Here is a 19,913-nt window from a genome sequence, read left to right as displayed (position 1 = left end):
AGCTAACCTGCCGCTGTGGCCGGGTAGAGGCGTTCCCGAAATTCCCGGGTCTGCGCTCCGGCCGGCCTGATCTGGCGGGGAAGTCAATCGCCGACAGGCCATTCAGCATAGGACCGGCCAGGATGGACACGCTTCCTCATATTCGAGGCATCGACCAGAACGCACTTCAGGCCATGTCACTCGACGATGCTGCTGTGACGCTTCCCGCTCCTCTCGTCAGGCAGCTTATCGATGCACTGCATTTCTACGGACACGGCCTCAACAAGGAGCGCGTGATGCTCGGCCGAGTTGATTCCGATACCCGCGTTGCGGGACTTGAGGCAGATCCGAGTTGGATCTCCGATCGCCCCGTGTCCAGTGACTCCCGCTTGTACCGGGAGGACGGAACACGGGCAAGGGCGGCGACGTCGGCCCTGGCCGAGCATCTTGGGGAGCGATACCAGGCAATAGTCGATTTGGTGCCATCCAAGGCGGCATAGATTCCGAGGGGCGCAGTTAAGTTGGCGTCCATTATTCGAAGAAGAGCGGGCAAGATTTGTCCGCTACGGGGAACTAGATGAAGAAAATTCTCGTTGCACTATTCGCAAGCGCGGCATGTTGCGCAGCTCACGCAGCAAAGTGGCATGTCGTCGTCACGGCCAGCTATCTGACGAACCAGCAAAAGTTCGTCGAAAGTGTTCCGGTGATCGATACTGTCGTGGAAAGCGATGGCTGCTATTACGGACCTGTGCGCAATGTGCAGACGGCACAGAAAGTCGTGCCGACGCGCGAGCAGTTCTGCATCAAGGGGCCGGAAGTGAGGCGTGTGATTACGGCGACGGTATTCGTCAAAAATCAGGTCAGCGATGCTCTCGACACCTCCATTGCGGTCGACCTGAACGCCGGCCTGGATATCTTTGGCTCGTTCGACGGGAAGCACATCAGTTTCCTTTCGGGTCCGTACCTTGTGACCGTTACGAAGGAGACCGTGCAGTAACGACAAAGTCAGCTGGCGTGACCGGCGGGAATATGCTTCCTGTCAGGAAATGCCGCTATACTTTAAGTGATCCTTGATCCGGTAGCTGGACGTTACCAGCCTCTGGCGCGTCATCTTGGCGTCTATCGGTACAGCCGGCTTCCCGGCAGTCAAATTCTTCAACCCCGCGGGGCATGTCCCGCGTGCGGGGCCTGCTTCGCGAACACATGTTCAGGAGCAGGATATGTCGATTCAATCCATCCTTGCAGTTGGTCTCGGTAATGCGGCCGTTGCGGACGATCTTTCGGCTCTGTCCGATGCTGAGTTCGCGGAACTGTGCCTGCCGATCAAACGTGACGACATCACGTCGAAGCGGCTGATCGGCATCATCGACCACCTGGAAGCGCATGACGCGCCGGGGTCCTGTACGGTCTGGTCAGCGATGGTGAAAGCAGGTGTGCAGGCACATAGCGTCGTCTATCGTGACGTTGACGATGACTTCGCCATGTTCAACGCGGGGCTGGAGTTTCGCATCCGTTCGGGAAAAATCGATGGTTTCATGCGCATCGAGGACGATCCGGCGGAGCGTTGCTACACGATCACGGTGCAGCACAACGGCCAGCTCGGGCGGGACGTCATCCGCTCATACATTCGCGATCGCAACCTCGCGAAGGTGCTGCTCAGCGTGATCGAGCTCGGCACCCTGCGTGCGGACCGTCCGGTTCACACGCGTCACTGAGAAAGCATGGACGGTCGAGCGCAATCAACTAGGGTGGGTTTCCCATATGGGCGGATCGGGTTTTTCCCATCGGGAACCTGACCGTGAATGCGATTCTTCCCGAAGCTGCAATCGCAGAACTGTTGGGCTCGACGTCCGTCAGGCGTTGAGAACCCCTGAACCCGCGTTGTCGAAAGGCACGCGGGTTTTTGATTGCGGCGAGATCCACCGCGGGGCTAGAAACTGAAGGATCGCTGGATAGACTGACCGGATAATAAGTAAGCAAGAAGCGCAGAAAAAGCAATGAAATCGGATTTTGAAACAACTCGCAGGACGGGTGCGGTAATGGCAAATCGGAGTGATCTGTCATCACCAGACTCGTCCTCTGCTGCTCGCATCGAGGGCAGGGAACAAGCAGGGCTGCTCACCGTAATCTCGTGCGTACATGGCAAGCCAACGGGGTTCTCCAATACGCATCCCTGTACGGCGTTCGCCGAGAGCGCCGGGTTTGCGTCATGGGAGGCAGCGGTGGAAGCGATGAAAGGCGGCCGCGTGTTGACTGGTCACGGCCCGCGCCTGGGTCGCGCGTCGATGACGGAATTCCTGCTGTTTCAGCGGCAGGTCGAGAGGGACGGGCTTCGATCGCTACCGGCCGATACGTGGTCCGGTCATTTCTCGGTCGGATTCCGGGAGTTTTTCGCGATCGATGCCTTCGTTCGCGGCATAAGCGGAGACGATGCTTTTCTGGTGCAAACGTAGTTTCGTGAAAGGAGAGTGATCATGGCAAAAGGTACGGCAGTGGGTGTCGGCGCAATCGTGATCAGCGCGGACCGGAACAAACGTGTCAAGCGCAAGGCGACCCGCGAAAAGAAGCATCTGGAGAAGGTCACGATGATCCAGGTCGAGACGAAGCCTCGAGCCATGCGCGCGGCGTCGACGCGTACCGACAAGATCTGAGCCTCCGCCATGAAAGCCATCTCCATCTGGCAGCCGCATGCCTCGCTCCTTCTCGCAGGCCCGAAGCGCTACGAAACGCGGGGCTGGCGGCTTCCACGCTCGATCGTCGGCACGCGCGTGGCCATTCATGCTGCGAAGGCGGCCGGGGACCTGATGGAACTCGCCCAGTACGTGAGCGATCGCAACGACGGTGCACCGGTCGAAGAAGCCTTCGACCGGTATGTTCGCGCGATCCTGGCGGCGGGCTTTCGTACCCTCCGAGAGATGCCCCTTGGCTGCATCATCGGCAGCGTGGTGTTCAAGGAAAGCGTGCCGTCAGAGCTGGCCGAAGGGCACGGGAATTTCGGGGATTTTTCACCTGGTCGGTTTGCCTGGATGGCGGCCGATGCACGTCTGCTTCCGGAGCCTGTGCCTTTTCGCGGCATGCAAGGCTTCTTTGACGTACCAGACGAGTTGATCGTGGCGGCGGCCTAAGCGTGCCAGGGGTTGAATCCACGACGCGATCGCGCAAACTCGCCGCATAGCACATCGAACAGTCATCCCATGTCCCAATCAACGTCAGCCCCGACTCATACCCCAGAGCAGATCGTGCGTCTGCTGCACGGGCATCGGTTCGACCTCTCGACAGAGAAGCACCTGCAGGAGGGTGTCGAAAGCGCCTTCACGGCAGCTGGGGTGACGTTCGAGCGGGAGAAGCGCATTTCGCCCAAGGACATTATCGATTTCCTGATTGCCGGTGGCATCGCCGTGGAATGCAAGATGCGCAACAAGGCGCGGAAGATCGACATCTTCAAGCAGATCTCGCGGTACGCTGAAAGCCCGGACGTGACCGTGATTGTTCTCGCATCGAATATCGCAATGGGGTTGCCCGCCGAGATCAACGGCAAGCCCGTCTATGCGGCTTCCTTGAGCCGGGGGTGGATCTGATGCGGCGGACGTTCGGGGAACTTCGGCTCATCAAGGACGGCAAGTCGTGGGAAGTCTCACGTCTCGAGCCGCATGTGGCCATCCGCTTCAAGCAGCTCTTTCCCCGTGTGCCGAAGCAGTCGGCCGGCCCGTTCGAACTGCCACGTGATCTGATGGTTGCGGCGGATCTGGAGTGGTTCCTGGCCAGATACCCGTTGCATATGACGGTCGAGGATCAGGCCGCTCTGATGGCCGGCAAGGCGCTATTCGACGTCCAGCAAGCCGAACTCGAGCGGATTCTCCTACCGGATTATGTTCCGCCGGCGATTCTTGGTCTGCGGGAAGGCGAGGTCATTCGCCACTACCAGCAGCAGGCTATCCAGTTGTTCCGTCGACGGCGCGGACTGTTGCTCGGTGATGAGGGTGGGCTTGGGAAGACGTACACCGCTGCCGGCTTCCTGTGCGCGGAACCGGGCGCGCTACCCGCAGCCGTCGTTTGTGACCCCCATATGCAGAAACAGTGGAGGGACAAGATCCAGGCATTCACGAACCTGAAGGTTCACATCATCAAGCAGGCCAAGCCCTACGACCTTCCGCCAGCGGACGTCTACATTTTCCGGATCAGCCAGATCTTCGGGTGGACCGATATTTTCGCGACGGACTACTTCCGCGCGATGATTATCGATGAACCGCAGAGCCTGCGCACGGGTACGGGCACGGCGAAGGGCGGGGCGGCAGGTTGGGGAACGTTCGCCGGTTCGGGCCTCATGGACACGCGCGCCTGTCATCGTCAAGTCGCTCGCGCAAGCCTCGACGCGCAAGCGCCGGGCCGATGCGAGGCCTGAGCGGTGTGTCCGTGGGCCAAGGGTCCGGTCAGATCTGGACCATCTCGAAGTCTTCCTTGCGGGCGCCGCATTCAGGACACGTCCAGTTGATCGGGACGTCTTCCCAGCGCGTGCCCGGGGCAATGCCCTCTTCCGGCAGCCCGGCTTCTTCGTCGTAAATCCAGCCACAAATCAGGCACATCCAGCTCTTGTATTCCATCTTAAGCCGCGTCGGGAAAGTCGGTAAATTCGGGAGCCATGATGGTACCGTGTCGGGGCCGGACTGCCTAGCAATCGCGCTGGAGTAACGCGACTACGTTGCGCTGCGCTAAAAAATCCGTCGTGCGGGCCGGATTCCGCCGCATAATGACTGAAAAGTGCGGCCTGCCGGGCAACACAGGGCCAAAAATGCCCATTTCGCCTCGCCGTCCGCATGTCCGTCGCTTTCCCGTTTTTCTCTTGCCCCATTTTTACATGTCCAGCAACGCCCCTCCGATCGTCCTCACCTTCGGCCTGTCCGATCCCACCGGCGGCTCCGGCCTCCAAGCCGATCTGATGACCCTGGCGAGCATGGGCTGTCACGGCGTGTCCGTCCTGACGGGCTACACCGTGCGCGACTCGGCCGCCTGCGACGAAGTGACCGGCCTCGATCCCGACGTGGTCGCCGCCCAGGCGCGCATGCTGCTCGAAGACATGCCGGTCGCAGCGTTCAAGATCGGCGCGGCAACGCGCGCGGAAGTCGTGAGCGCGATCGCCGAGGTCGTCGCCGACTACGACGGCGTGCCGCTCGTGCTCGCACCGGACTTCACGCTCGACGACGAGCACGTGCTCGCAGCCGACGACCTGCGCGAATCGATCGCCGACCTGCTGGCGCCGCAAACCACGCTGCTGGTTGCCGACTACGCCACGCTGATCGCACTCGCGCAGCCGGACGGCGACGCCGAGGCGCCGAACCTCGACGCGGCCGTCTCGCACCTGCTGTCGCAGGGCTGCGAATACATCCTGTCGTCCGAGATGGGATCGCACCGGCTCGTCAACACGCTGTACGGCGAGGAAGGCCAGCTTCGCGAGGACATGTGGGATCGCTCGCCGCACCGGCTGATGGGCATCACCGACACGCTGGGCGCGGCCATCGCGGCGCTGCTCGCGAACGGCCAGGAGCCGCCCGAGGCGGTCCGTGAGGCGCAGGAGTACCTGTACCAGGCTGTCCGCGACGCGTTCCGGCCCGGCATGGGCGCGCACCTGCCCGACCGGTTCTTCTGGGCGCGCAGCAACGAAGACTCGGACACGCCGCCGGCCGTGAAGGCCGACCCGGTGCCGAGGACGTCGCACCGGCATTGAGGTGCCGGGGCCACGCGGGCGTTTGAACAATCAAACACCCGCGCGCCCGTCACCCCTCAACTGCAAGCATCCGTCAATCGCACATGAATTCGGCATCGGGAATTCAATAATGATGCACGCGCTGTATCGACAACGACCGTCGGCTCCGCACGACTCCCTCTAAACCTTAGGCTTCCCGCCCCGCGCAGTCCGATATCCGAACCATCCGGCGCGCGATCCCGCCCATTCAGCCCGACACGACCGCAGTCATCGCGGCCGAATCCACGCTCTCGCCAACCCGACTCGATTCATATCCATTCTCGGTTGAGCGATGAACAAACATCGTACATTCCAACACAAAAACTCGCCGGAAATCGAATCGGTCCTATAGATTGGCCGCAATATCCACTGCTACGGTTCATTCCATTCAATGTGAACCGAGCAAAGGAGTATGCGATGGCGCAGGACATTTTCCTGAAACTGACCGGCATCAGGGGTGAATCTCAAGACGCCTTTCATCTGGACGAGATCGACGTATTGGCGTGGGATTGGTCCGCAGATCAGTCGTCAACCACGCGCACCGGCGGCAAGTGCACGGCCAATGACCTGACCATTGAACATTATGTTGATCGTGCATCGCCGATCCTCATGCTGCATTGCCTGAAAGGAAATCACATCGAGAACGCCGTTTTGGTAATGCGCAAGGCCGGCGGCGGCATACCCTTGGAATATCTCAAGATCACGATGGATAAGGTATTGATCACGCGGATCAATTCGGTCGCCAATTTGAACATGGTCAGGCCGCGAGAGGAGTTCCAACTTTCATTCGCCAGCATCCGGCAGGAATATGTCGTTCAGAATGCCCAGGGTGGGAACGGCGAAACGGTCGCAGCAGGATACGGCATCAAAACTGGCAAAACGACCTGAGGATCGGAGTCAGTCATGCTTTTCATTTCAAAGCAGGGCCATGTCGATGCCGATCGCGTGATCGTCAGAATATATTCATCTATCGAACGTGGGCCGATGGAACACGTGAACGGTATCGTCGTCCATCAAACTGGAGGCGCCACCGTCTCAAGCACCTTCAATAGCTACAGCAACGCCAAGCACGTACCAAACGGCGCCCATTTCCTGATCGACAAAGATGGGACGATCTATCAGACCGCATCCCTGAACAGAATCACCAATCACGTCGGCAAGTTGCAGTCACGCTGCATCAGCACACTCAAGTGCTCGACCGCTGACCTCCGGGCGGCAAGGCGTGCGTATCAGACCGGCCCCGCCGCGTCCCATCGTTACGAATCCCGGAAAGCGTTTCCAGACCGCTATCCATCCAACTCTGACGCAATCGGAATCGAACTCGTTGGCATGTACTACCCCGACGAGAAAAACGCGGAACCGGTTTATGAAAGCGTCACGACCGAACAGAATTCATCGCTCAAATGGCTAGTTCGCGAATTGTCCGAGACGCTGAATGTCGAGATGAGAGAGGTATATCGGCATCCGGAAGTCGGGCGCAAGAACGCCACCGAGACAAGCACGGCACTGTGGGAGTAACGCAATGGTTCGAGCCAAATGTGTCGCAGCGGTTGTGTTGTGCGTCCCGATCGCCCTCTGCCATGCCAGAGAGGTGAGCGCCGTGACTGTCGAGCAATCCGGCCAAACGTCGACCCCGAACGACCCGCTGACCAGGGGCGCGTGCAAGAATTTCACACCGACCGTCGCGCAACTGAAGCGGTTCTTTTCGAGAGCCGCGCCAATTGACGGCAAGTTTGTCGCCCACGATTACTACTCGCCCTGCTTTTCGGACGGCACGATTTCGTTCCCGGACGGTAGTTCGGGGAGGTGGCGCGCGTACTCCAGCGGCACTGCGTCGCTAACATGGGCATCGAACGACAACACCGTCTATCTCTACAACGGTCGCAACAACGGCTGGCACGATCCGTTCGCGTGCAGCTACGGCCTTCACGATGAAGACGATGACACTTCGTGCTACCTGCCGGGCTTCTGATTACGATCGCCCTGCGAATCCATAAAAAAAGACCCGCATCGCTGCGGGTCTTTCTTTTGGCTGGAACGCGCATCGCTGCGCGCTCCGGACAATCGATCGAAGTCGATTACATGTCCATGCCCATGCCGCCCATGCCGCCCGGCATGCCGCCCGCCATCGGTGCATCTTCCTTCGGCAGTTCTGCGACAGCTGCGTCCGTCGTCAGCAGCAGGCCTGCAACCGAAGCTGCGTTCTGCAGTGCGGTGCGCGTGACCTTGGTCGGGTCGACCACGCCGGCTTCGACCATGTCGACGTACTCGCCCGTCGCTGCGTTGTAGCCGTAGTTGCCCGTGCCTGCAGCAACTGCCGCCACCACGACGCTGGCTTCTTCGCCGCCGTTCGTGACGATCTGACGCAGCGGCTCTTCCATCGCGCGCAGCACGATCTTGATGCCGGCGTTCTGGTCGGCGTTCAGGCCGGTCAGGCCTGCGATCGCGGTGCGAGCGCGGATCAGCGCAACGCCGCCACCTGCCACGATGCCTTCTTCCACAGCTGCGCGCGTTGCGTGCAGTGCGTCTTCGACACGTGCCTTCTTTTCCTTCATTTCGACTTCGGTCGCTGCGCCGACCTTGATCACTGCAACACCGCCGGCCAGCTTGGCCACGCGCTCTTGCAGCTTTTCACGGTCGTAGTCCGACGTCGCTTCTTCGATTTGCGCGCGCACTTGCTTCACGCGTGCTTCGATGTTCACGGCTTCGCCTGCACCGTCGATGATCGTCGTGTTTTCCTTGCCCACTTCGATGCGCTTCGCCTGGCCCAGTTCTGCCAGCGTTGCCTTCTCGAGCGTCAGGCCGGTTTCTTCCGCGATCACCTGGCCGCCGGTCAGGATCGCGATGTCTTCCAGCATCGCCTTGCGACGATCGCCGAAGCCCGGTGCCTTGACCGCAACGGTCTTCAGGATGCCGCGGATGTTGTTGACGACCAGCGTTGCGAGCGCTTCGCCTTCGATGTCTTCAGCGATGATCAGCAGCGGACGGCCAGCCTTCGCGACTTGCTCGAGTACCGGCAGCAGATCACGGATGTTCGACACCTTCTTGTCGTGCAGCAGCACGAACGGGTTGTCGAGGACGGCGACTTGCTTTTCCGGGTTGTTGATGAAGTACGGCGACAGGTAGCCGCGGTCGAATTGCATGCCTTCGACGACGTCGAGTTCGTCGGCCAGCGACTTGCCGTCTTCGACGGTGATGACGCCTTCCTTGCCGACCTTGTCCATCGCTTCAGCGATGCGATCGCCGATCGACGTGTCGCTGTTCGCCGAGATCGAGCCGACCTGTGCGATTTCCTTGTTCGTCGTGCACGGCTTGCTGATCTTCTTCAGCTCTTCGACAGCCGCTGCGACTGCCTTGTCGATGCCGCGCTTCAGGTCCATCGGGTTCATGCCCGATGCGACGTACTTCATGCCTTCGCGGACGATCGATTGCGCGAGGACGGTTGCCGTCGTCGTGCCGTCGCCTGCGTTGTCGCTGGTCTTGGAAGCAACTTCCTTGACCATTTGCGCGCCCATGTTCTGGAGCTTGTCCTTCAGCTCGATTTCCTTCGCGACCGACACACCGTCCTTGGTGACCGTCGGGCCGCCGAAGCTGCGCTCGAGCACAACGTTGCGGCCCTTCGGACCCAGCGTGACCTTGACTGCGTTGGCGAGAATGTTCACGCCTTCGACCATCTTCGAACGGGCGGAATCGCCGAATACGACGTCTTTAGCTGCCATCTTCTAACTCCTTGAATTCTTGGGAATATGTACCGTCGGATGACGCTTAGTTCGCGTTGACCACGGCCATGATGTCTTCTTCGCGCATGACCAGCAGTTCGTTGCCGTCGACCTTCACGGTCTGGCCTGCGTACTTGCCGAACAGGACGCGATCGCCGACCTTCACGTCGAGCGCGATCGGGGCGCCCTTGTCGTCGCGCTTGCCCGGGCCGATGGCCAGGACTTCACCCTGGTCCGGCTTTTCAGCAGCGGCGTCGGGGATCACGATGCCCGAGGCGGTCTTGGTTTCCTGATCCAGGCGCTTGACGATCACGCGATCGTGCAAAGGACGAAGGTTCATATTCACTCCTCTCTTGACTGAGATTGAAGAACGCTTAGGGAATCTGCCCGGCTTATCGCCCGGCAGAGAATTGTTAGCACTCTCGTGCAGCGAGTGCTAATTATATGGACGGGTTTTGACAAATTCAAGAAGGGGGATTGACGGTTTTTTTCGGGCCGGCGAGGCTCGCTCAACCTTGAGCCTTGCTCACTTGGGCCAGTGCCTGAGACGCTCTGAATGACGCGAGGCAATCGGCAACATATCCAGCAAAAACAATTACTTAACGAGCCGCGCGCCCGAGAGCCAGAGCGAGCCTGGAAGATGCCCTGAGCCGCTTGCTCGAGCCGTCGTCACGGATCTCCCCCGGCGACCACGGTACCTCAGGGAAATCCCGTGCATCAAGGTGCACCCAAGCAAATTAAATGGGGTTCGGACACTCCGTTACGCTCACGCTGTGGGCGCGCGGCGACACCCTCGCCCCGTTGAACGGACGAATATCCCGGAACTGTCTACAGCAGCGCGGGCGCCGGACTCTCGGAAATGGCACGCTGCGACACCTGGCCAGGGACCGCAAAATTCTCCACCGCCGAACATTCGTCGACCGTGTCGAGCCGGTAGCCATGCGTATACACGGCACACAGTTGCAGCCCGTTTTCCGGACGAAGCGCCAGTTTTTGTCGAAGCCGGTAGATGTGAGTGTCGAGACTCCGCGACGTTCCATCCAGCGCCCGCCCCCACGCCAGCGTCGACAACGAATCCCTGGAAAGCACGCTCCCGATGTTATTGAACAGGAAATTTGCCAGCGCAAATTCCTTTGCCGTCAAATCAATGATTTTTCCGTGCAGCGCGATGGTGCGCGCAAGCGGATTCAGAACATACGGCCCGACCTCGACCCTGCTATCGAGTTTTTTGTTGCGGCCCTTTCGACGCAACAGCGCATTGACGCGAGCGGCCAACTCGATCTCGCGAAACGGCTTACCGATGTACTCGTCGGCGCCTGCGTCCAGCGCGGCCGCGACATCTGCTTCAAGCGTTCTCGCAGCCAGGAACAAGACGGCCGGTTCGCCTCCGACGTTAGCCCGGATCCAGTGCAATAAATTCAGGCCGTTGGCATCCGGAATCCGCCAATCGAGCACGATGAGTTCGACCATCTCCCTTTTCAGAAACTGGACGGCTCGCGCGCTATCGCACACGCGGGAAATTTCCCGATTCGCCCCTCGCAGCGCCATTTCAAACGCTGACGCCTGCCCCGGATCCCCTTCCACCAACAAGATACTCATAACACCCCCAGCCTTCGTCGACTCGAATGATTTGCATCGCACTCCAAATCGATCGCCTGCATACACAGGTACAAACATGACGTCTTATTTTTAATCGCTGCCGATCGATTGAAACCAACCTCACCTCAACACCAACCTCACAACCCAATCGCCACGCAACCTTCCAACCCTGACTGGCTGTCAACGAGCCGGGAGGTTCACCGCGGCGTGGCGCGACATGGCTCACCCATCAGGCATGTCACTCAGATGTTACTAACATATCAGTAGAATATCGAATCGCTTGTCGAAGATCAAAGAGGGGTAAACCCGTTCCTTGACCGTGCCCCTTTTACCTTGTGTTGAAAACAGGGGACGACCGGACTAATATGTTAGTGATATTCCTGCAGCGATCACTTACGCACATGAACGGACTGACGGGCAGCACCCTTGCCGAACAGGCTCACCAGAACCTCGAAGAACTCATCGTCACGCTCGAGCTTGCGCCCGGCAGCGTCTGGTCCGAGGCATCGCTCGCAGAAAAGCTGAATACGGGGAGAACGCCGGTTCGCGAGGCCGCACAACGATTGGCCGCGTCGCATCTCCTTCAGATCGTTCCGCGACACGGCATCATGATCACCGTCCCGAATATTCACGATCAGTTGCTCGTGCTCGAGACGCGGCGTGAACTTGAACGTCTCATTGCACAACGCGCTGCACGGCGGGCATTGCCCGAGGAGCGCGAGCAGATCCGCGAAATCGCCGAAAAACTCGACGCGGCAGGCGAATCACGAGACGTCGTCGGCTATTTGAGAGGCGTCTATTCCGTCAATCAGCTCATCGCGCAGTTTTCTCGGAATCGCTTCGCCGCCGAGGCTATTGCGCCGTTACATGCGCTGTCACGGCGCTTCTATTTCATGTATCACAAGCAGCTGGATGATTTGCCGACAGCAAGCCTGCAGCACACGAGAGTCGCGCGTGCAGTCGCTGACGGTGACGAACAGGAAGCCGGACGCGCATCCGACATGATGATGGACTACATCGACGCATTTACACGCGACTGCTTTACGCGTGACTTTGAGCCACATCGCTCGCGAGCATCGGCCTGATCGTACTTTTCGGCTTCGATTTGCGATATCGACCGAGGGTTGCGCCGCGTGTTTTGATGCGCCACATCGCACATTTGATCGCGCGCCTTCGATGAATTGAGCAAGCACTTACGGCAGGCAAATGCCGCGCAAGATCGATCGCGCACATGCCGGTATCGGCACGACATCATCACTTCCGGCGGGATCGCATGGACACTCCGCCCATGCCGATCCATCTGGCCGAGTGCCAAATCCGTTACTCCCCTTCCCGCCATCCCTACCCACCCGGAACCGCGACGCCTCCCCTCACCGCGGAATTCCACACCCTTCGATCAATCGATTCATCTGATCCTCTCGAACGGGTTCAGAGATGTAGTATCCCTGGCAATCAATCTGCGCGAATGCTTGCAGCCACTCGAATTGCGCCCTGGTTTCGACACCTTCCACGACGACGTTCTTCTTCAAGCGAACCCCGAGCTCGACGAGCGTTTCGACCATCGCTCTCGATTCAGCATTTTCATGAACGTCGCGCATGAAGGATCGATCCAGCTTGAGCGTGTCGACTGCCAGACAATGCAATTTGGTCAGCGACCAGCATCCTGAACCAAAATCGTCGATTGCAACACTCATTCCGAGATCCCGGATCGATGCCACCGCAGCGGCAAGTGCGTCGATCGGACCGGGATCGATGGACTCCGTCAGTTCAATTTGAAAATTCCCGGCACATACACCATAGGAATCCAGAACACGCGATAGTCTTCCTGCCATCTCCGGTCGCGTAACTTCATGAGCGGGCAAATTTACAGACAGAGATAAATCGCGATAACCGAGCTTAGCCCACCTGGCAAGCACACGTGAGGACTCCGCGATCACATAGTCGGTAAACCGGCATGTCAGATGCGAATTCTCGACAAGGTCGATGAACGCTGCCGGCATCAACACACCGTGCTCCGGATGATGCCAGCGTATTAAAGACTCGAATCCGGACAGCAATCCGGTCTGAAGGCGAAGCTTGGGTTGATAGGCAAAGAAGAACTCCTTCCGAACCAATCCACGCTCCGCGTCTTCGACAAGATCATTAGTGTTGCAACGCACGGCCGTACCATCCACAGCGATCTCCAATGCAGGCACTCAAGATTTCAGTGCCTGCTGATACGACCTTGCTCCCGCTCCGGGCTTTCCGTCGGCCGTGCATGAACATGCGATTACTTCCACTGGTACAGCATGCCGGCGCCGATCACCTTCTGACCGCCGCTGAAACCGCCGTTGATCGACGCCTTCAGGTTGTCCGTGATGCGGGCCTGCATGTTGACCGCCATTGCCTTCTGGCCGAGGAAGGTCGACGTACCCACGCCCATCCCGAAGTTGGCATCGCGATCGAGCTGCGGGATCGAGGCCATCGCGCCGACGGCCGCGATACCCTGCTTCGCCATCTGGTCGGTCTGCTGCAGTTGCGAACCCAGCGAGTTGATCTGCGCCTGCTGGCCCGACAGTGCCGTCGACAGCGTTGACTGCACCGCATTCAGCTGGTTCACGTTGACCGCATCGGTGCCCTGCGTACCCGGCGCCACGTTGATGACCTGGCGCTGCTGCGTATCGCTGCCGACGGACACCACGTTCTGGCGGCCGCCGTCACTCGAATTCGCGCCGATCGCCACCGAGTTCGAACCGGCAGTGACGGTCGGCTTGTCGGTACCGGTGCCGTTCATGTCGGCGGCAACGCCGGCGGCGTTCCCGGTTTGCGGTGTGTTGTTCATCAATGTGGATAACTGATTCAGCTGGTTGTTGATGTTCGTCACACCGGTCGACAACGATGCCACGCTCGCGTTCGTCGTGTTCAGGCCTGTGGACAGCGCGCTGATGCTAGCCGCCGTCGACGTCGACAACGAGCTGATCGCAGTTGAGGTCGATGTGGCCAGCGCGGTCACGTTGCTGTTGGTCGCATTCAGGCCCGTCGACAGCGTGCTGACCGCGCTGTTTGTCGCGTTGAGCTGGCTGCCGTTGATCGCGTCCGTGCTGGTTGCCGAGACCTGGCCGGCAGCGACGTTCGTGATCTGGCGTTCCGCACCCGGCGAACCGACGCTCAGTACACCCACCGGATTGGCGCCGGCGACCGAGTACGTGACGCCGCCGACCGTGACGCTCGACACACCGACCGCGTTGCCCGTAACCGAGTTGGCGCCGAGCGCGATCGAGTTGGCGACGTTCGCGGTGGCGTTCGATCCGAGCGCGAGCGCGTTGGCCGCGCTGGCCGTGGCGCCCGAGCCGTAGGCCTGTGCGCCTATGGCGCTGGCCGTGGCCAGGTTGCCCAGTGCGATCGTGTTGTCCGCAGTGGCCTGGCTCGAATTGCCAAGTGCGAGCGCGCTGTTGCCGGTTGCCGTGCTTGCGTTGCCGAGGGCAACCGCGCCAGTGCCGGTCGCCGTGTCGTCCGCACCCATCGCGACCGCACCGGTGCCCGTCGCGACGCTTGGATCGCCGATCGCGACCGCGCCGTCACCGCTCGCGGTATTGCCGGCGCCGATCGACACGGCCTTGCCGCCCGTTGCCGATGCGCTCTGGCCGATCGCGACCGCACCGTCCGATTGCGCGTTCGAACCGTAACCGACGGCTACGCTGCTTGCGCCCGCGGCATTTGCGGCTACGCCGGCGGCCAGCGAGTACATACCCGTCGCGGCGCTGTTCGCGTAGTTCGCCCCTTGCGCACCGCCATCGTTGACGCTGTAGTAGTGCGTTTTCGCGGCTTCGATTGCGGTCGAAGTCGACGTGGACAACGACGTGATCGAACTGCCGGTCGAGCTGAGGCCCGTGGACAGCGAGCCGATGCCGGTCGAGGTCGACGTGGACAGCGACAGGATCGTGCTGTTCGTGCTGCTCAGGCCGGTGGACAGCGACCCGATGCCGGTCGAAGTCGACGTGGACAGCGACGTGATCGAGCTGTTGGCCGAGCTCAGGCCCGTGGACAGCGAGCCGATACCGGTCGAGGTCGACGTGGACAGCGACAGGATCGTGCTGTTGGTCGAGCTCAGGCCCGTGGACAGCGATCCGATACCGGTCGAGGTCGACGTGGACAGCGACGAGATCGTGCTGTTGGTCGAGCTCAGGCCGGTCGACAGCGAGCTGATGCCTGTCGACGTCGAGGTGGACAGCGACGTGATCGAGCTGGTGGCCGACGATAACCCCGTCGAGGTCGACGTCGACAGTGACGACACCGTGCTGTCCGTCGAGCTCAAGCCAGTCGACAGCGAGCTGATGCCTGTCGACGTCGAGGTGGACAGCGAGGTGATCGAGCTGGTGGCCGACGACAGACCCGTCGACGTCGATGTGGACAGCGACGTGATCGAGCTGGTAGCCGAGGAAAGGCCCGTCGACGTCGAGGTCGACAGCGAGCTGATCGAGCTATTGGCCGAAGACAGACCCGTCGACGTCGATGTGGACAGCGACGTGATTGAGCTGTTGGCCGAGGACAAGCCCGTCGACGTCGACGTGGACAACGACATGATCGAGCTGTTCGCCGAGGACAGACCGGTTGACGTTGACGTCGACAGCGACGACACCGTGCTGTCCGTCGAGCTCAGGCCAGTCGACAGCGACGAGATTGAGCTGTTCGCCGACGACAGCCCTGTCGAGGTCGAGGTGGACAGCGAGGTGATCGAGCTGTTGGCCGATGACAGGCCCGTCGAGGTCGACGTGGACAACGACGTGATCGAGCTATTGGCCGAAGACAAGCTCGTCGAGGTCGACGTCGACAGCGACGTGATCGAACTATTCGCCGACGACAATCCCGTCGACGTCGAGGTCGACAGCGACGACACCGTACTATCCGTCGAGCTCAGGCCAGTCGACAGAGAGCTGATGCCCGTCGACGTTGAAGTGGACAGCGAGGTGATCGAGCTATTCGCCGACGACAGCCCCGTCGACGTCGACGTCGACAGCGACGACACCGTGCTGTCCGTCGAGCTCAGGCCGGTCGACAGCGAGCTGATACCTGTCGATGTCGAGGTGGACAGCGACGTAATCGAGCTATTCGCTGACGACAGTCCTGTCGACGTCGAGGTGGACAACGACGTGATCGAGCTGTTGGCCGAAGACAAGCCCGTCGAGGTCGACGTAGACAGCGACGTGATCGAACTATTCGCCGACGACAATCCCGTCGACGTTGAAGTGGACAGCGAGGTGATCGAGCTATTCGCCGACGAGAGGCCCGTCGAGGTCGACGTGGACAGCGACGTAATCGAGCTATTCGCTGACGACAGTCCTGTCGACGTCGAGGTGGACAACGACGTGATCGAGCTGTTGGCCGACGACAGGCCCGTCGACGTTGAGGTCGACAGCGACGACACCGTGCTGTCCGTCGAGCTCAGGCCGGTCGACAGCGAACTGATACCGGTCGAGGTCGAGGTGGACAACGACGTAATCGAGCTGTTGGCCGACGACAAGCCCGTCGACGTCGACGTGGACAGCGAGGAGATCGAGCTGTTCGCCGTCGACAGGCCCGTCGAGGTCGACGTGGACAGCGACGACACCGTGCTGTCCGTCGAGCTCAGACCGGTGGACAGCGAACTGATTGAGCTGTTTGCCGACGACAGACCGGTCGACGTCGACGTGGACAACGACGTGATCGAGCTATTCGCCGACGACAAACCCGTCGAAGTCGACGTCGACAGCGAAGTGATCGAGCTGTTCGCCGACGACAAGCCCGTCGACGTAGACGTAGACAGCGAGGTAATCGAGCTGTTGGCCGACGACAGGCCCGTCGACGTTGAGGTCGACAGCGACGACACCGTACTGTCCGTCGAGCTCAGGCCGGTCGACAGTGAGTTGATACCAGTCGAGGTCGAAGTGGACAGCGAAGTAATCGAGCTATTCGCCGACGAGAGGCCCGTCGAGGTCGACGTGGACAACGACGTGATCGAGCTGTTCGCCGTCGACAGGCCCGTCGAGGTCGACGTGGACAGCGACGACACCGTGCTGTCCGTCGAGCTCAGACCGGTGGACAGCGAACTGATTGAGCTGTTTGCCGACGACAGGCCGGTCGACGTCGACGTGGACAACGACGTGATCGAGCTATTCGCCGACGACAAACCCGTCGAAGTCGACGTCGACAGCGAAGTGATCGAGCTGTTCGCCGACGACAGGCCCGTCGAGGTCGACGTGGACAGCGACGACACCGTGCTGTCCGTCGAGCTCAGGCCGGTCGACAGCGAGCTGATACCAGTCGAGGTCGAGGTGGACAGCGACGTAATCGAGCTATTCGCTGACGACAGCCCTGTCGACGCCGAGGTGGACAACGACGTGATCGAGCTGTTCGCCGACGACAAGCCCGTCGACGTCGACGTGGACAACGACGTGATCGAGCTGTTCGCCGTCGACAGGCCCGTCGAGGTCGACGTGGACAGCGACGTAATCGAGCTGTTCGCCGACGACAGACCTGTCGATGTCGACGTCGACAGCGACGACACCGTACTGTCCGTCGAGCTCAGGCCGGTCGACAGCGAGCTGATACCGGTCGAGGTCGAGGTCGACAACGACGTAATCGAGCTATTCGCCGACGACAAACCGGTCGAGGTCGACGTCGACAGCGAAGTGATCGAACTGTTGGCCGACGACAGACCCGTAGACGTCGAGGTGGACAACGACGTGATCGAGCTATTCGCCGACGACAAACCGGTCGAGGTCGACGTCGACAGCGAAGTGATCGAGCTATTCGCGGACGACAAGCCCGTCGACGTCGACGTCGACAGCGACGACACTGTGCTGTCCGTCGAGCTCAGGCCGGTCGACAGTGAGTTGATACCAGTCGAGGTCGAAGTGGACAGCGACGTAATCGAGCTATTCGCCAACGACAGCCCTGTCGACGTCGAGGTGGACAACGACGTGATCGAGCTGTTCGCCGAGGACAGGCCCGTCGACGTCGAGGTGGACAACGACGTGATCGAGCTATTCGCCGACGACAAACCCGTCGAGGTTGAGGTCGACAGCGACGTAATCGAGCTGTTCGCCGAGGACAGGCCCGTCGACGTCGAGGTGGACAACGACGTGATCGAGCTGTTGGCCGACGACAGGCCCGTCGACGTTGAGGTCGACAGCGACGACACCGTGCTGTCCGTCGAGCTCAGGCCGGTCGACAGCGAGCTGATACCGGTCGAGGTCGAGGTGGACAGTGACGTAATCGAGCTGTTCGCCGATGACAGGCCCGTCGAGGTCGACGTCGACAGCGAGGTGATCGAACTGTTCGCCGAGGACAATCCCGTCGACGTCGAGGTGGACAACGACGTGATCGAACTATTCGCCGACGACAGACCGGTCGAGGTCGATGTCGACAGCGAGGTGACCGAGCTGTTGGCCGAGGACAAGCCTGTCGACAACGAGGAAATCGAGCTGTTGGCCGATGACAGGCCCGTCGACGTCGAGGTGGACAACGACGTGATCGAGCTGTTCGCCGACGACAAACCCGTCGACGTTGAGGTCGACAGCGAAGTGATCGAGCTGTTAACCGATGACAGGCCCGTCGAGGTCGACGTCGACAGCGAGGTGATCGAGCTGCTAGCCGAGGACAAACCCGTCGACGTCGAGGTAGACAACGACGTGATCGAACTATTCGCCGACGACAAACCCGTCGAGGTCGACGTCGACAGTGAGGTGATCGAGCTGTTTGCCGACGACAAGCCCGTCGACAACGAGGAAACCGAGCTGTTGGCCGAGGACAGGCCAGTCGACGTCGACGTCGACAACGACGTGATCGAGCTGTTCGCCGACGACAAACCCGTCGATGTCGACGTCGACAGCGAGGTGATCGAGCTGTTCGCCGAGGACAGACCCGTCGACGTCGAGGTGGACAACGACGTGATCGAACTATTCGCCGACGACAAACCCGTCGAGGTCGACGTCGACAGTGAGGTGACCGAGCTGTTCGCCGACGACAGGCCCGTCGACAACGAGGAGACGGAGCTGTTGGCCGACGAGAGACCGGTCGAGGTCGAGGTGGACAACGACGTGATCGAGCTGCTGGCCGACGACAAGCCCGTCGACGTCGACGTGGACAGCGACGTGATCGAGCTGCTGACCGACGAGAGACCGGTCGAGGTCGACGTCGACAACGACGTGATCGAGCTAACAGCCGACGACAAACCCGTCGACGTCGACGTCGACAACGACGTCAATTGAGAAAAGTTCACTGCATCGGTCGGATTCGTACCCGCCGCCAAACTCGTGATCTTGTTGTTGTTCAGCGACGTCGTGTTTTTCAGCGTAATCGTCCCGCTCGAACCGGCATTCAGCGTTATCCCGCTTGGGCCGTACAGCGTAATCGCGCCCGCGGCATTATTTCCGGTCGCCCCAACCCACATGTAGGCACTAGTGCCAGATGTACCGGCATTCGCATTTGGACTCTCCGCGATGATTACCCCAGTCCCGGTTCCGCAGTTCCCCTCACCCGCGGTAAAGCCACCGGTCGTCAAAGTAGTGTTTGTCCCTTGAAGATTCGTCGTGGACGCGGAATTGCCATTACAGTTCGCAATAGCACCCGCCCACGCCTCATTTGGCAACACTCCCGCCGTCAAGATTCCCGCCACGGCCAGGAATCCCAAGACGCCCTGCCTGAACCGCATCGTCTGCACGCAAGATGCGCTCTGACCAGACGCATTCCCACTTTCCTGCAAGCAGGCGCTCTTGGAAGCCTTACCACGCGCGTGCGTCAACTCGGACGTCGCCACCCACACACCGAGCGCTTCATTCCAGATGCTTCGATAGATCTTGTTCATATTGTTAGGTATCCGATATTACATTATTAGAATTTGACGTCCTGGCCGATCA

The 19,913-nt window shown here is 60.3% G+C and carries 19 protein-coding genes; 13 read left to right on the top strand and 6 right to left on the bottom strand.

The window, feature by feature from the left end:
• Positions 1-122 precede the first annotated feature (122 nt).
• From G3O06_RS04700 to G3O06_RS04665, 8 genes are all read left to right on the top strand, one after another.
• Complete coding sequence (locus G3O06_RS04700) at positions 123-479, top strand: hypothetical protein (protein ID WP_176000324.1); 357 nt, start codon at positions 123-125, stop codon at positions 477-479.
• Positions 480-556: 77 nt separating this feature from the next.
• Positions 557-976, top strand: coding sequence for a hypothetical protein (locus G3O06_RS04695; protein WP_176000325.1), 420 nt, complete (start codon positions 557-559; stop codon positions 974-976).
• Positions 977-1,199: 223 nt separating this feature from the next.
• Positions 1,200-1,694 carry a hypothetical protein gene (locus G3O06_RS04690; protein WP_205815190.1) on the top strand — a complete coding sequence of 165 codons (495 nt, stop codon included), beginning with the start codon at positions 1,200-1,202 and terminating at the stop codon, positions 1,692-1,694.
• A 282-nt stretch (positions 1,695-1,976) separates the two neighbouring features.
• Positions 1,977-2,432, top strand: a complete 456-nt coding sequence (locus tag G3O06_RS04685; RefSeq protein WP_205815189.1) for a hypothetical protein — start codon at positions 1,977-1,979, stop codon at positions 2,430-2,432.
• A 21-nt stretch (positions 2,433-2,453) separates the two neighbouring features.
• Entirely contained in the window at positions 2,454-2,630 is a 177-nt protein-coding gene (locus G3O06_RS04680; protein WP_176000328.1) for a hypothetical protein, read from the top strand.
• Between the two features lie 9 nt (positions 2,631-2,639).
• Positions 2,640-3,104 carry a hypothetical protein gene (locus tag G3O06_RS04675; protein ID WP_205815188.1) on the top strand — a complete coding sequence of 155 codons (465 nt, stop codon included), beginning with the start codon at positions 2,640-2,642 and terminating at the stop codon, positions 3,102-3,104.
• Between the two features lie 114 nt (positions 3,105-3,218).
• Positions 3,219-3,557 carry a hypothetical protein gene (locus tag G3O06_RS04670; protein WP_205815187.1) on the top strand — a complete coding sequence of 113 codons (339 nt, stop codon included), beginning with the start codon at positions 3,219-3,221 and terminating at the stop codon, positions 3,555-3,557.
• Positions 3,548-4,381, top strand: a complete 834-nt coding sequence (locus tag G3O06_RS04665; RefSeq protein ID WP_205815186.1) for a hypothetical protein — start codon at positions 3,548-3,550, stop codon at positions 4,379-4,381. Before G3O06_RS04670 ends, G3O06_RS04665 begins: the two co-directional genes overlap by 10 nt.
• A 28-nt stretch (positions 4,382-4,409) precedes the next feature.
• Here the strand turns inward: G3O06_RS04665 and G3O06_RS04660 are convergent, their stop codons facing one another.
• Positions 4,410-4,580, bottom strand: coding sequence for a rubredoxin (locus tag G3O06_RS04660; protein WP_004186709.1), 171 nt, complete (start codon positions 4,578-4,580; stop codon positions 4,410-4,412).
• Positions 4,581-4,834: 254 nt separating this feature from the next.
• On the opposite strand from G3O06_RS04660, the gene G3O06_RS04655 reads away from it, so the two are divergent.
• From G3O06_RS04655 to G3O06_RS04640, 4 genes are all read left to right on the top strand, one after another.
• Complete coding sequence (locus G3O06_RS04655; RefSeq protein ID WP_174913045.1) at positions 4,835-5,701, top strand: hydroxymethylpyrimidine/phosphomethylpyrimidine kinase; 867 nt, start codon at positions 4,835-4,837, stop codon at positions 5,699-5,701.
• Positions 5,702-6,136: 435 nt separating this feature from the next.
• Entirely contained in the window at positions 6,137-6,607 is a 471-nt protein-coding gene (locus tag G3O06_RS04650; protein ID WP_205815185.1) for a type VI secretion system tube protein Hcp, read from the top strand.
• 15 nt (positions 6,608-6,622) lie between these two features.
• Entirely contained in the window at positions 6,623-7,237 is a 615-nt protein-coding gene (locus G3O06_RS04645; protein WP_205815184.1) for a peptidoglycan recognition family protein, read from the top strand.
• A 4-nt stretch (positions 7,238-7,241) separates the two neighbouring features.
• Complete coding sequence (locus G3O06_RS04640) at positions 7,242-7,691, top strand: hypothetical protein (protein ID WP_174988157.1); 450 nt, start codon at positions 7,242-7,244, stop codon at positions 7,689-7,691.
• A gap of 106 nt (positions 7,692-7,797) precedes the next feature.
• Here the strand turns inward: G3O06_RS04640 and groL are convergent, their stop codons facing one another.
• The 3 genes from groL to G3O06_RS04625 form a co-directional block, all read right to left on the bottom strand.
• Positions 7,798-9,438: a chaperonin GroEL gene (gene groL / locus G3O06_RS04635; RefSeq protein WP_174913049.1), complete on the bottom strand. Its 1,641-nt coding sequence runs from the start codon at positions 9,436-9,438 to the stop codon at positions 7,798-7,800.
• A gap of 46 nt (positions 9,439-9,484) precedes the next feature.
• Complete coding sequence (locus G3O06_RS04630) at positions 9,485-9,778, bottom strand: co-chaperone GroES (protein WP_174913053.1); 294 nt, start codon at positions 9,776-9,778, stop codon at positions 9,485-9,487.
• 488 nt (positions 9,779-10,266) lie between these two features.
• Positions 10,267-11,037, bottom strand: a complete 771-nt coding sequence (locus tag G3O06_RS04625; RefSeq protein ID WP_205815183.1) for a response regulator transcription factor — start codon at positions 11,035-11,037, stop codon at positions 10,267-10,269.
• 401 nt (positions 11,038-11,438) lie between these two features.
• Between G3O06_RS04625 and G3O06_RS04620 the strand changes: the two genes are divergently transcribed.
• On the top strand, positions 11,439-12,122 hold the full coding sequence (locus G3O06_RS04620; RefSeq protein WP_174988151.1) for a GntR family transcriptional regulator: 684 nt from the start codon (positions 11,439-11,441) through the stop codon (positions 12,120-12,122).
• A 285-nt stretch (positions 12,123-12,407) separates the two neighbouring features.
• Here G3O06_RS04620 and G3O06_RS04615 read toward each other — a convergent pair whose 3' ends face one another.
• Both G3O06_RS04615 and G3O06_RS04610 read right to left on the bottom strand, forming a co-directional pair.
• Positions 12,408-13,211, bottom strand: coding sequence for an EAL domain-containing protein (locus G3O06_RS04615; protein ID WP_205815182.1), 804 nt, complete (start codon positions 13,209-13,211; stop codon positions 12,408-12,410).
• A gap of 95 nt (positions 13,212-13,306) precedes the next feature.
• On the bottom strand, positions 13,307-19,861 hold the full coding sequence (locus tag G3O06_RS04610; protein ID WP_205815349.1) for a YadA-like family protein: 6,555 nt from the start codon (positions 19,859-19,861) through the stop codon (positions 13,307-13,309).
• Between the last annotated feature and the right edge of the window lie 52 nt (positions 19,862-19,913).

The sequence above is a fragment of the Burkholderia sp. Ac-20345 genome, from assembly GCF_017104825.1.
Lineage (GTDB): Bacteria > Pseudomonadota > Gammaproteobacteria > Burkholderiales > Burkholderiaceae > Burkholderia > Burkholderia lata_B.
The sequence above is the reverse complement of the archived record's forward strand: the minus strand, read 5'-3'. Positions and strand labels throughout refer to the sequence as shown.

What these genes read in the sequence shown, in the direction of transcription:
- G3O06_RS04690 (WP_205815190.1), top strand. Translation starts at nt 1,200, where the DNA reads ATGTCGATTCAATCCATCCTTGCAGTTGGTCTCGGTAATGCGGCCGTT.
- G3O06_RS04685 (WP_205815189.1), top strand. Translation starts at nt 1,977, where the DNA reads ATGAAATCGGATTTTGAAACAACTCGCAGGACGGGTGCGGTAATGGCA.
- G3O06_RS04610 (WP_205815349.1), bottom strand. Translation starts at nt 19,861, where the DNA reads ATGAACAAGATCTATCGAAGCATCTGGAATGAAGCGCTCGGTGTGTGG.
- G3O06_RS04620 (WP_174988151.1), top strand. Translation starts at nt 11,439, where the DNA reads ATGAACGGACTGACGGGCAGCACCCTTGCCGAACAGGCTCACCAGAAC.
- G3O06_RS04680 (WP_176000328.1), top strand. Translation starts at nt 2,454, where the DNA reads ATGGCAAAAGGTACGGCAGTGGGTGTCGGCGCAATCGTGATCAGCGCG.
- groL (WP_174913049.1), bottom strand. Translation starts at nt 9,438, where the DNA reads ATGGCAGCTAAAGACGTCGTATTCGGCGATTCCGCCCGTTCGAAGATG.
- G3O06_RS04660 (WP_004186709.1), bottom strand. Translation starts at nt 4,580, where the DNA reads ATGGAATACAAGAGCTGGATGTGCCTGATTTGTGGCTGGATTTACGAC.
- G3O06_RS04650 (WP_205815185.1), top strand. Translation starts at nt 6,137, where the DNA reads ATGGCGCAGGACATTTTCCTGAAACTGACCGGCATCAGGGGTGAATCT.
- G3O06_RS04675 (WP_205815188.1), top strand. Translation starts at nt 2,640, where the DNA reads ATGAAAGCCATCTCCATCTGGCAGCCGCATGCCTCGCTCCTTCTCGCA.
- G3O06_RS04645 (WP_205815184.1), top strand. Translation starts at nt 6,623, where the DNA reads ATGCTTTTCATTTCAAAGCAGGGCCATGTCGATGCCGATCGCGTGATC.
- G3O06_RS04695 (WP_176000325.1), top strand. Translation starts at nt 557, where the DNA reads ATGAAGAAAATTCTCGTTGCACTATTCGCAAGCGCGGCATGTTGCGCA.
- G3O06_RS04630 (WP_174913053.1), bottom strand. Translation starts at nt 9,778, where the DNA reads ATGAACCTTCGTCCTTTGCACGATCGCGTGATCGTCAAGCGCCTGGAT.
- G3O06_RS04625 (WP_205815183.1), bottom strand. Translation starts at nt 11,037, where the DNA reads ATGAGTATCTTGTTGGTGGAAGGGGATCCGGGGCAGGCGTCAGCGTTT.
- G3O06_RS04700 (WP_176000324.1), top strand. Translation starts at nt 123, where the DNA reads ATGGACACGCTTCCTCATATTCGAGGCATCGACCAGAACGCACTTCAG.
- G3O06_RS04640 (WP_174988157.1), top strand. Translation starts at nt 7,242, where the DNA reads ATGGTTCGAGCCAAATGTGTCGCAGCGGTTGTGTTGTGCGTCCCGATC.
- G3O06_RS04655 (WP_174913045.1), top strand. Translation starts at nt 4,835, where the DNA reads ATGTCCAGCAACGCCCCTCCGATCGTCCTCACCTTCGGCCTGTCCGAT.